Source organism: Vogesella amnigena, from assembly GCF_042648905.1.
In the GTDB taxonomy this organism is placed as follows: Bacteria; Pseudomonadota; Gammaproteobacteria; order Burkholderiales; family Chromobacteriaceae; genus Vogesella; species Vogesella amnigena.
The window spans coordinates 17448-29635 of record NZ_JBHRYH010000011.1 but is presented as its reverse complement, the minus strand read 5'-3'; the positions used below and the strand labels follow the sequence as shown (position 1 = coordinate 29635).

The 12188-nt window shown below is 63.1% G+C and carries 17 protein-coding genes; 6 read left to right on the top strand and 11 right to left on the bottom strand.

Annotation, left to right across the window (positions count from 1 at the left end; translation table 11 throughout):
• Window positions 1–258: 258 nt before the first annotated feature.
• The 8 genes from ACFOKJ_RS04855 to dapC form a co-directional block, all read right to left on the bottom strand.
• Window positions 259–1068 (bottom strand): MlaA family lipoprotein, encoded by an 810-nt coding sequence (locus tag ACFOKJ_RS04855; RefSeq protein ID WP_390277006.1) that lies wholly within the window; start codon window positions 1066–1068, stop codon window positions 259–261.
• On the bottom strand, window positions 1065–1364 hold the full coding sequence (locus tag ACFOKJ_RS04850; RefSeq protein WP_390277004.1) for an STAS domain-containing protein: 300 nt from the start codon (window positions 1362–1364) through the stop codon (window positions 1065–1067). Before ACFOKJ_RS04850 ends, ACFOKJ_RS04855 begins: the two co-directional genes overlap by 4 nt.
• Complete coding sequence (locus ACFOKJ_RS04845) at window positions 1361–1975, bottom strand: MlaC/ttg2D family ABC transporter substrate-binding protein (protein ID WP_390277002.1); 615 nt, start codon at window positions 1973–1975, stop codon at window positions 1361–1363. The genes ACFOKJ_RS04850 and ACFOKJ_RS04845 overlap by 4 nt, the downstream gene beginning before the upstream one ends.
• A gap of 28 nt (window positions 1976–2003) precedes the next feature.
• Window positions 2004–2498, bottom strand: a complete 495-nt coding sequence (gene mlaD / locus ACFOKJ_RS04840; RefSeq protein ID WP_390277000.1) for an outer membrane lipid asymmetry maintenance protein MlaD — start codon at window positions 2496–2498, stop codon at window positions 2004–2006.
• Window positions 2499–2511: 13 nt separating this feature from the next.
• Window positions 2512–3297, bottom strand: a complete 786-nt coding sequence (mlaE, locus tag ACFOKJ_RS04835) for a lipid asymmetry maintenance ABC transporter permease subunit MlaE (protein WP_390276998.1) — start codon at window positions 3295–3297, stop codon at window positions 2512–2514.
• Window positions 3294–4106, bottom strand: coding sequence for an ABC transporter ATP-binding protein (locus tag ACFOKJ_RS04830; RefSeq protein ID WP_390276996.1), 813 nt, complete (start codon window positions 4104–4106; stop codon window positions 3294–3296). The genes mlaE and ACFOKJ_RS04830 overlap by 4 nt, the downstream gene beginning before the upstream one ends.
• A gap of 182 nt (window positions 4107–4288) precedes the next feature.
• Window positions 4289–5110: a 2,3,4,5-tetrahydropyridine-2,6-dicarboxylate N-succinyltransferase gene (gene dapD / locus ACFOKJ_RS04825; protein WP_390277271.1), complete on the bottom strand. Its 822-nt coding sequence runs from the start codon at window positions 5108–5110 to the stop codon at window positions 4289–4291.
• Between the two features lie 54 nt (window positions 5111–5164).
• A complete protein-coding gene (gene dapC, locus ACFOKJ_RS04820; protein ID WP_390276994.1) occupies window positions 5165–6346 on the bottom strand; it encodes a succinyldiaminopimelate transaminase in 1182 nt (393 codons plus the stop codon).
• A 59-nt stretch (window positions 6347–6405) separates the two neighbouring features.
• Between dapC and ACFOKJ_RS04815 the strand changes: the two genes are divergently transcribed.
• From ACFOKJ_RS04815 to arsB, 6 genes are all read left to right on the top strand, one after another.
• Complete coding sequence (locus ACFOKJ_RS04815) at window positions 6406–7329, top strand: DMT family transporter (RefSeq protein WP_390276992.1); 924 nt, start codon at window positions 6406–6408, stop codon at window positions 7327–7329.
• Between the two features lie 13 nt (window positions 7330–7342).
• Window positions 7343–7828: a GNAT family N-acetyltransferase gene (locus ACFOKJ_RS04810; RefSeq protein ID WP_390276991.1), complete on the top strand. Its 486-nt coding sequence runs from the start codon at window positions 7343–7345 to the stop codon at window positions 7826–7828.
• 68 nt (window positions 7829–7896) lie between these two features.
• Window positions 7897–8205 (top strand): ArsR/SmtB family transcription factor, encoded by a 309-nt coding sequence (locus ACFOKJ_RS04805; protein ID WP_390276990.1) that lies wholly within the window; start codon window positions 7897–7899, stop codon window positions 8203–8205.
• A gap of 14 nt (window positions 8206–8219) precedes the next feature.
• Window positions 8220–8756, top strand: a complete 537-nt coding sequence (locus ACFOKJ_RS04800) for an ArsI/CadI family heavy metal resistance metalloenzyme (RefSeq protein WP_390276989.1) — start codon at window positions 8220–8222, stop codon at window positions 8754–8756.
• The gene (locus ACFOKJ_RS04795; protein WP_390276988.1) at window positions 8749–9243 is read left to right on the top strand and encodes an arsenate reductase ArsC; all 495 of its coding nucleotides are present in this window, start codon (window positions 8749–8751) and stop codon (window positions 9241–9243) included. The genes ACFOKJ_RS04800 and ACFOKJ_RS04795 overlap by 8 nt, the downstream gene beginning before the upstream one ends.
• Window positions 9240–10307, top strand: coding sequence for an ACR3 family arsenite efflux transporter (arsB, locus tag ACFOKJ_RS04790; RefSeq protein ID WP_390276987.1), 1068 nt, complete (start codon window positions 9240–9242; stop codon window positions 10305–10307). Before ACFOKJ_RS04795 ends, arsB begins: the two co-directional genes overlap by 4 nt.
• 5 nt (window positions 10308–10312) lie before the next feature.
• On the opposite strand, the gene ACFOKJ_RS04785 is transcribed toward arsB, so the two are convergent.
• The 3 genes from ACFOKJ_RS04785 to ACFOKJ_RS04775 form a co-directional block, all read right to left on the bottom strand.
• Complete coding sequence (locus tag ACFOKJ_RS04785) at window positions 10313–11044, bottom strand: substrate-binding periplasmic protein (RefSeq protein ID WP_390276986.1); 732 nt, start codon at window positions 11042–11044, stop codon at window positions 10313–10315.
• A gap of 190 nt (window positions 11045–11234) precedes the next feature.
• Window positions 11235–11777: a hypothetical protein gene (locus ACFOKJ_RS04780; RefSeq protein WP_390276985.1), complete on the bottom strand. Its 543-nt coding sequence runs from the start codon at window positions 11775–11777 to the stop codon at window positions 11235–11237.
• 150 nt (window positions 11778–11927) lie between these two features.
• Window positions 11928–12131, bottom strand: coding sequence for a SlyX family protein (locus ACFOKJ_RS04775; RefSeq protein ID WP_390276984.1), 204 nt, complete (start codon window positions 12129–12131; stop codon window positions 11928–11930).
• Window positions 12132–12188 lie beyond the last annotated feature (57 nt).

Sequence of the window (12188 nt, the reverse complement as noted above, 5' to 3'; positions counted from 1 at the left end):
CAAAACAAAGCCCTTTTGCGGGGCAAAAGGGCTTTGTCGACACTCTCAACGGTCACCTTGCGGTGACCGTTCAGGCTGCAGGCTAACAACTCACGTACGCGTCACCGGACCCGGCAAAGCCGGGCCGCTCCAGCTAAGTGTTTGCATCGGCAGCCTTGCTGTTTACAAAACAAAGCCCTTTTGCGGGGCAAAAGGGCTTTGTCGACACTCTCAACGGTCACCTCGCGGTGACCGTTTTTGTTTGGACTGACTGCTGATTTACTGCGCGGCGGAGGCCGGCAACTGCGCCAGCGGCGCCGAGGCTGCCGCTTCCGGCGCGGCGGCTTCCGGTGCTACCAGGTCGTCGATGTTCTCGTCTTCCAGCGTGGGTTCGCCACCCGGTGCCGCAACCGGCTGGTAGCCCACCTGCTTGTTGCGGTACTGCAGCCAGGCATCGCGCATGTAGACATACGGGTCCAGCGCGGCCTGTTGCAGGGTGTCTTCCAGCCCCAGCAGCTGCTCGCGCTTGCTTACCGCATTGATCACGCCGGCGGCATTGGCATCGCGCTCGACATGGAATACCAGGTCTTGCGGATTGGCCACGGTAAGGTTGGCCGCAGTGCCCAGACCGTCACGCACGGTAGAAGGGCCAAGCAGCGGCAGCACCAGGTAGCTGCTGTTTTTCCAGCCGTAATGCGCCATGGTGTCGCCCAGGCCGGTCGGCTCGCGCTGCAGCCCCATCGGCGTGGCGATGTCGATCAGGCCGAACAGGCCGAAGGTGCTGTTGAAGGCTACCCGCATGAAATCAGTCAGCGACTTGCGGCCTTCCAGCTGCAGGCCGTGATTGACCATGTTGTAGACATCGTCCAGGTTGTTGAAGAAGTTGCCCACGCCGGTGCGTACCGGCTGCGGGGTGATGAAGCGATAGCCTTCGGCCACCGGTTTCATCACGTAGCGATCCGCCTTGTCGTTGAACTGGTAAATGGCGCGGTTCATCGGCTCCAGCGGATCCTGCGGGTGGCTGGGCGTGCTGGCGCAGGCTGCCAGCAGCAGGCTGCTGGCCACGGTCAGGGCAAGGTGCTGTTTCATGATGCGTCTCCGGACATGCCCAGCAAGCCGGCGATGCCATACAGCTGTGCCTGGCTGGCCAGTGAGGCGGGCAGGTTTTCCAGCAACAGTTCTCCGCCGCGCCGCTGCTGTTCGCGCAGCGCGCCCAGCAGCATGGCCAGTGCCGCGGCATCGGCCTTGGCCACTGCCGACAGGTCCAGGCGCAGGCTGCCGCCCTGCATGGCCTGCAGCAGCTGCGGCTGCAGCTGGGCCACGCTGTCCATGTCGAGGGTGCCGCTCAGGGCGAGCTGCCCGGGGGCGGGGCGGGTGAGACTCATGCCGGTTTACCGCTACCGATGTCGTTCTTGTCTTTCAGCTGCTTGATCAGGCCGTCGATACCGTTCTTGCGGATCTCTTCACCGAACTGGGTACGGTACACGGTGACCAGGCTGGCGCCTTCCACGCTGACGTTGAAGATCTTCCAGCCCTGGGCGCCCTTGTACAGGGTGTAGTCGATGCTGACGTTCTTCTTGTCGGCATTGCCCGGGATGGTCACTTCGGATTTCACCACCGCCTCACGGCCGCCGTTGTTGTACTGGGCCGCCGGCTTCACGTCGATCTGCGCGGTCTTGAAGCGGATCATTGTGGAGGCGTAGGTACGCACCAGCAGTGCCTTGAACTGGGTGGACAGCTGCTCCTGCTGCGCCGGGCTGGCGGCACGCCAGTCCTTGCCCACTGCCAGCGCGGTCATGCGGGTGAAGTCGATCAGCGGTACCACCATGTTTTCCACTTGTTCGCGGATTTGGCGGGTGTTCTTGCCGTTTTCCTTCTTCAGGATGTCCAGCGCCTTTTGCGAGGTGTCCTGTACCAGGTTGACGGCATCGTCGGCGGCCATGGCCGGTGCGGCCAGGCCCAGCAACAGCAGCAGGGAGGTGAACAGTTTTTTCATGATGGGTGTCTTTCGTTATTTGTTTTGGTTACTGGCTCTGGCTGGCGTCACTGCTGCCGCCTGCGACCGGCTTTTCGGCAAAGCTGGTCATGAATTTGCCTATCAGCTGCTCCAGTACCATCGCCGAGGAGGTGATGGTGATGCGATCGCCGTTCTGCAGATTGTCCGGATCGCCGCCCTGGGTCAGGCCGATGTACTGCTCGCCCAGCAGGCCGGCAGTCAGGATCTCGGCGCTGGTGTCGCGACTGAACTGGTACTGGCTGTTGACGGTAATGGTGACGCTGGCCACGTAGCGCTTGGTATCCAGCGCGATATTGCTGACGCGGCCAACCACCACGCCGGACGACTTCACCGGCGCCTTTACCTTCAGGCCGCCGATATTGTCGAATTCGGCCACCAAGGTGTAGGTGTTGCTGTCGCTCTGCGGGGTCAGGTTGGCGACCTTCAGCGACAGGAAAGTGACTGCCGCGATACCGAGCGCCACGAACAGGCCAACCCACAGATCAATAGTAGAACGTTTCATTTCGTGTTGATTCCTAGAACATGAAGGCCGTCAGGATGAAATCCAGCGCCAGGATGACCAGCGCGGAAGTCACCACCGTGCGGGTAGTGGCGGACGAGACGCCCGCCGCGGTGGGCGTGGCATCGTAGCCTTCGAAAACGGCAATCAGGGTAACGGCGACGCCGAAGAACAGGCTCTTGATCAGGCCGTTGATCACGTCGTAATGCAGGTCGACGTTGTTTTGCATCTGCGACCAGAAGGTGCCTTCGTCCACGCCGATCATCACCACGCCTACCAGGTAGCCGCCAAAGATGCCCATCACGTTGAAGATGGCGGCCAGGATGGGCATGGAGATCACGCCGGCCCAGAAGCGCGGCGCCACCACGCGGGCAATCGGGTTCACTGCCATCACGCTCATGGCTTCCAGCTGCTCGGTAGCCTTCATCAGGCCGATTTCGGCAGTCATCGCCGAGCCGGAGCGGCTGGCGAACAGCAGCGCCGCCAGTACCGGGCCCAGTTCGCGTAGCAGCGACAGCGCCACCAGCGCGCCCAGCGCGTCGGAAGAGCCGAAGCGCGCCAGGGTGTTGTAGCCCTGCAGGCCCAGCACCATGCCGACGAACAGGCCGGATACCACGATGATGATCAGCGACAGCACGCCGGCGAAGTACACCTCGCGGATGGTGAGCTGGAAGCGCAGCAGGCTCTGGCCGGACTGCAGCAGGATGGCCAGCAGGAAACGGCTGGCAAAACCCAGCCGCCAGATGGCATTGATGGTCAGCGCGCCCAGGTGGCGGAACGGTGCAAGCAGTTTGTCCATCATGCTTGCTCCCGCAGGCCGAACGATTGCGCCAGCGAGGTGCTGGCCGGGTAGGCGAAATGTACCGGGCCATCCGGCTCGCCGGCCACGAACTGCGCCAGCCACGGCGACTCGGCATGGCGCACCTCGTCCGGCGTGCCTTCGGCCACGATGCGGCCATTGGCCACGAAGTACACGTGGTCGACGATATCCAGCGACTTGTGCACGTCGTGCGTCACCATGATGGAGGTGGTGCCCAGCGCGTCGTTGAGCTTCTTGATCAGCAGCGCGATGGTGCCCAGCGAGATCGGATCCAGACCGGTGAACGGCTCGTCGTACAGCATCAGCTGCGGGTCCAGCGCCATGGCGCGGGCCAGTGCGATGCGGCGCGCCATGCCTCCGGACAGCTCGGCCGGCATCAGCCGCTCGGTACCGCGCAGGCCGACTGCGGACAGCTTGAGCAGCACCAGGTCGGCGATCACGCTTTCCGGCAGGCGCGTCAGCTCGCGCAGCGGAAACGCCACGTTGTCGAAAACGGAGAGATCGGTGAACAGCGCGCCGAACTGGAACAGCATGCCCATGCGGCGGCGGTGCTGGTACAGCTCGCTATTGTTCATGTGGCCAACATCGCGCCCGTCCACCAGCACTTCGCCGTGCTGGGCGCGGATCTGGCCGGAAATCAGACGCAACAGCGTGGTCTTGCCACTGCCGCTGCCACCCATGATGGCTACCAGCTTGCCGCGCGGAATCGACAGCGACACATCCTGCAGGATGGGGCGGTCGTTGTACGCAAAGCTGACATTGCGCAGGGTGATAAAACTGTCGGAAGACACATTCAGTCCCGTGGGTAACAGAAAAACAGGGAGCCGTTACTCACGACTCCCTGTGCGCTATTTTAGCTGCCTTGTGTGCAGTGCGACAAATGCCAGTGCGCTAACACTGTTGGAAAAGTGTTACCGTCCGTGACCATTTCCCGACAGATGACGCGCGCGGACGGGCATTTGTCAGCACTTGCTTACACGCCGCGCAGCAGATCGTTGATGCTGGTCTTGCTGCGGGTCTGTGCATCCACCTTCTTCACGATCACCGCGCAGTACAGGCTGTGGCTGCCATCCTTGGACGGCAGGCTGCCGGATACCACCACCGAGCCCGGCGGTACCTTGCCGTAATGCACTTCGCCGGTTTCGCGGTCGTAGATCTTGGTGGACTGACCGATGAACACGCCCATGGAGATCACCGAGCCTTCGCCCACGATCACGCCTTCCACCACTTCGGAACGCGCGCCGATGAAGCAGTTGTCCTCGATGATGGTCGGGTTGGCCTGCAGCGGTTCCAGCACGCCGCCAATGCCCACGCCGCCGGACAGGTGTACGTTCTTGCCAATCTGGGCGCAGCTGCCCACGGTGGCCCAGGTATCCACCATGGTGCCTTCATCGACGTAGGCGCCGATGTTGACGAAGGACGGCATCAGCACGGTGTTCTTGGCCACGAAGCTGCCCTTGCGCGCCACCGCGCCCGGCACGGCGCGGAAGCCGGCATCGCGGAATTGCTGTTCTTTCCAGTCGCCGAACTTGGTGTCCACCTTGTCGAAGTAGCGGCTCACGCCGTCGTCCATCACTTCGTTGTCGCGGATGCGGAACGACAGCAGTACGGCTTTCTTCACCCACTGGTTTACTACCCAGTCGCCGCCGATCTTCTCGGCAACGCGCAGGTGGCCGTTGTCCAGCTCGGTGATTACCTGCTCGATGGCGGCTTTCAGTTCCGGCGATACGCTGGACGGGGTGATGTTGGCGCGGTCTTCGAACGCGGCCTCGATAATGGGCTGGATCGGGTGCATGTGGTTGAGTCCTTTAGTTATATGGATCGTGGTCATGGGGTATCCGGTAAGTATTCAGCGTACAAAGTGTTCGATGCGCTCGGCGGCAGCCACGCACTCGGCCAACGGTGCCACCAGCGCCAGGCGCACGCGGCCGGCGCCAGGGTTCACGCCGTGGGCGTCGCGTGCCAGGAAACTGCCGGGCAGTACGGTAATGTGTTCGCGGGCAAACAGTTCGCGGGCGAAGGCGGCATCGTCGCCGCCCGGCACTTCCGCCCACAGGTAGAAGCCGGCATCGGGGCGGCTCACCGGCAAGAGCTTGCCGATGCGCTCGGTGACCGCAGCGAACTTGGCGGCGTAGGCGGCGCGGTTTTCCACCACGTGCGCTTCGTCGTTCCAGGCGGCGATGCTGGCTTCCTGCACCGTCTGGCTCATGGCGCTGCCGTGGTAGGTGCGGAACAGCAGGAATTTTTCCAGGATGGCGGCATCGCCGGCCACGAAACCGGAGCGCAGCCCCGGTGCATTGGAGCGCTTGGACAGGCTGGTGAACATCACCAGCCGCTCGTGGCCGCGGCCCAGCAGGCGCGCCGCTTCCAGCCCGCCCAGCGGCGGGGTGTCGAAGTAAATCTCGGAGTAGCACTCGTCACTGGCGATCACGAAGCCGTAGCGGTCGGAGAGCGCGAACAGCTCGCGCCAGTCGTCCAGCGACATCACCGCGCCAGTGGGGTTGCCCGGGCTGCACACGATCACCACCTGGGTGCGGCGCCAGATGTCCTCGCTCACACTGCTCCAGTCCGGCTGGAAACGGTTGGCCGCAACACAGTTCACGTAATGCGGAACTGCCCCGGCGAGCAGTGCGGCGCCTTCGTAAATCTGGTAGAAGGGGTTGGGCGAAATCAGTACCGGTTGTGTTTCGCCACGCGGGTCGATCACCGCCTGCACGAAGGAAAACAGCGCTTCGCGGCTGCCACATACCGGCAGCACCTCGCGTGCCGGGTCCACGGTTACCTGGTAGCGGCGTGCCAGCCAGTCGGCGCAGCTGCGGCGCAATGCCTCGCTGCCCAGTGTGGCGGGGTAGGCGGCCAGGCCGTCCAGGGCGCCGATCAGTGCCTGTTTCACCACCTCCGGTGTCGGGTGCTTGGGCTCGCCGATGGACAGGTTGATGTGCGGCTTGCCGGCCGGCGGCGTCACGCCGGCCAGCAACTGGCGCAGGCGCTGGAACGGGTAGGGGTGCAGCAGTTCGAGATGCGGATTCAACGCGGTTTCCTTGCGCGGGATTTGCGGTGCAACAAAAACAGCAATAGTAAGAAAACACTATGGATTTTGTAAAACAAAAGCTGCTGGCCGTCAGCTGTGCCATTACCACGGCGCTGGTGTGGGGATTGATGTGGTACCCGTTCCGCCACCTGCACGCCGCCGGCTTCACCACCGCCGCCACCTCGCTGTCGGTGTACATCGTCGCCACCGTCATCGGGGTGATGATCTACCGCGAGGTGTTCCGCCGCGAGGCACGGTTCGAACCGATATTGCTGATACTCGCCTTTCTGTATGGCTGGTGCAATTTCGCCTACACCTGGGCGGTGTCCGAGGGCGAGGTGATGCGCGTGCTGCTGCTGTTCTACCTGTCTCCGCTGTGGAGCGCGCTGTTCTCCTGGCTGCTGCTGCACGAACGGCTCAGCCGCATCGGCTGGCTGGTGGTGGCGCTGTCGCTGACCGGCATGGTGGTGATCCTGTACCGGCCCGGCCTGTTCGCCGGCGAATTTTTCTCCAGCCGTGCCGACTGGCTGGCGCTGTCGGGTGGCATCAGCTTCGCGCTGGGCAATGTGCTGTCGAAAAAGGCACATGCGCTGCCGGTGGCGCTGAAATCGGCCATGGTGTGGCTGGGCGTGGCCGGCTGCGGACTGGTATCGCTGCTGTGGCGCGGCCAGCTGCTCAATGAAATGGCACTGCTGGCCGAGCCGGATGTGCTGCTGATCGTGCTGGCGCTGGGCGGTACGCTGCTGGCCACCAGCATCATCTCGCTGCATGGCCTGTCGATACTGCCGGCCACCCAGGTAATGACGCTGATGCTGCTGGAGCTGGTGTTTGCCGCCATTTCCGCCTACCTGCTGGCCGGCGAGGCGATGCGGCCGCAGGAGCTGATCGGCGGCCTGCTGATTGCCAGTGCCAGTTTGATGTCCGGGCGTATCGTGCAGCAGAAGCCGGCAGCCGCTGCGGCCATGGCCGCTACCGAGCACTGAACCAGGAGGCAGCATGTTGTTGCGCAAAATGACGGCGGTGGATTTTCAGCACTTCTGGCCGGTATTCCAGGGCGTGATCGCGGCACAGGATAGCTATGCCTTCGCGCCGGACATGACACTGCAGCAGGGCTGGCAACTGTGGGGCGAGCTGCCGCTGCAGACCTGGGTGGCGGAAGAAGACGGCGAGCTGCTGGGCAGCTATTTCCTGAAAGCCAATGCAGCCGGGCCTGGCAGCCACGTGGCCAACTGCGGTTACATGGTGGCGCCAGCTGCACGTGGCCGTGGCATTGCCGCTGCCATGTGCGAACACTCGCAGCAGCAGGCGCGTGAGGCCGGCTTTCTCGCCATGCAGTTCAACAGCGTGGTGGCCAGCAATACGGTGGCGGTGGCGCTGTGGCAGAAGCTGGGTTTTGCCATTGTGGGCCGCGTGCCGCTGGCCTATCGCCACCGTGAACATGGCCTGGTGGATATCCTGGTGATGCACAAGCCGCTGGCCTAGCCAGATTGTGTTGACGGCAGCTGTTGAGGCCGGCAAAATCCATTCAATATTTCTATGATTGTCAAAATATGGAATCGACACTAGCCGTCAAGATGTTGGCCGCACTGGCGCAGGAAACGCGGCTGGCGGTGTTCCGTCAGCTGGTGGAAGCCGGCCCGGCTGGCCGCGCCGCCGGGGAGCTGGCCAGTGCGCTGGATTGCGCGCCAGCCACGCTGTCCTTTCATCTCAAGGAGCTGACCAACGCCGGGCTGATCGCCGGCCGGCAGGAGGGCCGCTATGTGATCTATGCGGCCAACTTCGCCACCATGAACGGCCTGCTGAGCTATCTAAGCGAAAACTGCTGCCGCGCCTCATCCGCCGATGGCTGCGGCTGCTGAATAGGAGAACTGTCATGAAACGTCTGCATATTCACGTCTCGGTGGATGATCTGGCCACCAGCATCCGCTTCTACAACGCGCTGTTCGGTGCCGAGCCGACGGTGCACAAGCCGGATTACGCCAAGTGGCTGCTGGATGACCCGCGCGTCAACTTCGCCATCAGCCAGCGCGGCGCCCGGGCGGGGCTGGATCATCTGGGCATCCAGGCGGAAAACGCCGACGAGCTGGCCGAGCTGAAGCAGCGTATCGACGCGGCCGGCATGGCAGCGCTGAGCGAGGAAGGCACCACCTGCTGCTATGCCAAGTCCGACAAGCACTGGGTGCAGGACCCATCCGGCATTGCCTGGGAGACTTACCACACGCTGGACAGCGCACCTACCTACAACGACGCACCGCTTGCTGCTGCGGCCAACCCGGACAGCTGCTGCGCACCAAGCAGCAACGCCATCAGCGAGGCAGCCTGCTGTGCGCCAGCCCCGCAGAAGATCCAGCTGATCGGACGCAAGAACATCGAAGCCATTGTTTCCAAGGAAAGGAAGTCCCGTGACTGACAAGGTGTACAACGTACTGATCCTCTGCACCGGCAACTCGGCGCGCAGCATTCTGGGCGAAGCGCTGATCAACCACCTGGGCCAGGGACGTTTCAAGGGATATAGCGCCGGCAGCCAGCCTACCGGCAAGGTCAATCCTTATGCGCTCAAGACCCTGCAAAAACATGGCCTGCAGAGCGAGGGCTACCGCAGCAAGAGCTGGGACGAGTTCGCGCTGCCGGAAGCCCCCAAGATGGACTTCGTGTTCACCGTGTGCGGCAATGCCGACGGCGAAGCCTGCCCTGTATGGCCAGGCCACCCGATGCGCGCGCACTGGGGGGTGGATGATCCGGCTGGCGTGGGTAGCAACGACGAAGAGGCGATGGCGGCGTTCGCCAAGGCATTCATGATCCTGAAGCGGCGGGTGGAGCTGTTCATGTCCTTGCCGGTGGACAAGTTGGATGCGCTGGCACTGAAACAGAAACTGGTGGAGATCGGTCAGCAATGAGCGTACAGCAAGCCACTGCACAGCCGGGGCCGCAGGGCGGCATCGGTTTTTTCGAACGCAATCTCACCTGGTGGGTGCTGGGTTGCATCGTGGTGGGCATCGCCGCCGGCCAGCTGGCGCCGGGCGTGTTCCAGGCACTGGGCGGCATGAAACTGGCCGAGGTCAATCTGCCGGTGGCGGTGCTGATCTGGCTGATGATCATCCCGATGCTGGTGAAGGTGGATTTTGCCGCCATGGGCGAGGTGATGCGTCACGCGCGCGGCATCGGTGTGACGCTGGCGATCAACTGGCTGGTGAAGCCGTTCTCGATGGCGCTGCTGGGCTGGCTGTTCGTGCGCCAGCTGTTTGCTCCCTGGCTGCCGGCGGCACAGATCGACAGCTATATCGCCGGGCTGATCCTGCTGGCGGCTGCACCATGTACCGCGATGGTATTCGTGTGGAGCGGGCTGTGCCGTGGCGATGCCAAGTTCACTCTCAGCCAGGTGGCGATCAACGATGTGATCATGCTGTTCGCCTTTGCGCCCATTGTCGGCTTGCTGCTGGGCTTGTCCAGCATCAGCGTGCCGTGGGATACGCTGGCGGTATCAGTGCTGTTGTTCATCGTGGTGCCGGTGATCATCAGCCAGATCGTGCGTCGCGTGCTGCTGGCGCAGGGCGGCGAAGCCAGGTTGGCCGCGGTGATGGCACGTATCGGCCCGCTGTCGCTGGGCTCGCTGCTGCTGACTCTGGTGCTGCTGTTCGCCTTCCAGGGGCCGCAGATCATCGCCCAGCCGCTGGTGATTGCGCTGCTGGCGGTGCCGATCCTGATCCAGGTGTATTTCAATTCCATGCTGGCCTACTGGCTGAACAAGAAACTGAAGGTGGCACACTGCGTGGCCGGCCCGTCGGCGCTGATTGGCGCCAGCAATTTCTTCGAGCTGGCAGTCGCCACCGCCATCGCGTTGTTCGGCTTCGAGAGCGGCGCGGCGCTGGCCACGGTGGTGGGGGTGCTGATCGAGGTGCCGGTGATGTTGTCGGTGGTGGCCATCGTCAACCGTAGCCAGCGCTGGTACCAGGCCGGTTAGCCAGCTCAGGGCGTGACGCCGTAGCGGCGCAGGATGCGGGCATACTCGCCGCTCTGGCGCAGCTCGGTCATGCCGCTGTTGAATTCGGTGAGCAGCATGCCGCCCTGCGGGTGGCGCTTGCTGAAACCAATATGCAGCGGCATCACCTCCACCGCTGGCTCCCGCCAGCACAGCTCGGCGTCTATCAGCTCCGATTCGCGTTGCAGCAGGTAGCGCCCGAGTTCGCGGTCCATCAGTGCCAGATCCAGCCGCCCCACGGCCAGCTTGCGCAGATTCAGCAGATCATCATTGGCATCCAGCCCCTGCAGTCCGGCGCGGTCAAACATGTCCGGGTTCTTGTAGCCGCGCACGGTACCGATGCGCAACTTGCGCAGCGCGCCCAGCTGCGCCACTTCCAGCGGCCGGTCGCAGCGGCTGTAGAAGCCTACCGTGGTGCTGAACAGCGGCAGGCTGTAATACAGCTTGCTGGCGCGTTCGGCGGAATACCACAGCGCCATCACACCGGCAAAACGGCCGCTTTGCGTTTCGTTCAAGGCCCGTGCCCAGGGGCGAAAGTCCACTTTCAGTTCGAAGCCGCGGCGGGCAAAGGCAGCGCGTGCCAATGCCACCATCACCCCATCCTGCGGCAGGGTGGTGGTGGTGTAGGGCGGGAACTCGGTTGCGGTGAGCACGATTTCGCGCGCGGTCAGGCTAAGCGGGGTGCACAGCAACAGCAGGGCAAGCAGTGGTTTCTTCATGTCGGCGCAATGGGCTGGCAGCTAGGCAGCATAGCAAAACACTGTCAGGGCACCACGAAAAACTCCAGCTTTCGTCGCGATACTGCGTTGCTCGCGAAAAATATCTCCTTACATATCAAACATATGCTGCGTCGACATTTTTCGTTCGCGCCTTGTCTCGCTTAGAAATCCGGGTTTTTCGAGGCGCCTGTCATTCGTCCCATGGCCACCAGGGCAGGGTTGGCCGCAGCAGCTGTTCCGGATAGCCGGCAAACAGGTTGGCCGCCAGTCGCTGCGGATGTTGCACACCGTGTTCGTTCAGCCACTCGTCCAGCGCTTCCACCTGTTCATCGCATCCGCTCAGCCGGTACAGCAGCGCCCAGTCTTCCGGCAGGCACCACGGCAGGCCGTCGGCCTCGCGGATGGCGCCGGCATCGAACGGCCAGTGGAACACGCCCTTGTCCAGGCGCAGTGCCAGCTCGGCCAGCACATCCACCTGCAGGCCGTCTGCCATGACGAAGCTGGCCGCATGGCGGGTGGCGTAGCGCGGGTCGGCGGGCGGGGGAATGGCGCTGCCGATGGCAGCAAGCTGCGCGCATACGGCGGCAAAATCCTGAGCGCTGGTGATGATGTCCAGATCGTGTGGCTGCTCTACCAGTTCCAGCTGTTGCAGCAGGGTACTGCCGCCTATGCCCCAGCACAGGCCGGCCAGGCGTGGCGCCAGTGCGCGGGCAAGGGTGATGGGTGTCTGCATGGTTTAGGGCACCTCGAAAAACCCGGATTTTTAAGCGAGACAAGGCGCGAACGAAAAATTTCGACGCAGCATATATTTTGATATGTAAGGAGACATTTTTCGTGAGCAACGCAGTATCGCGACGAAAGCTGGAGTTTTTCGAGGTGCCCGTTAGTAGTGCGGCGGAATGTCGTCACGCAGCGAACGCTGCTCTTCCGGCTGGCTGCCGGCCTGCTGCAGGCGGTACAGGTGGCGCAGCTGTTCCTGCAGCAGGTCGATCTGCTGCTGCTGGCGGGCCACGGTCAGGTTGAGCGCATCCATCAGCTCCTCCTGCAGTGCCAGCTTGATTTCCAGTTCGGTAATGCGCGATTCCATGCCTTCTCCTTGCGATAACTGCGCGCATTGTAGGCGATGTTGGCCGCAGGGTTGTGC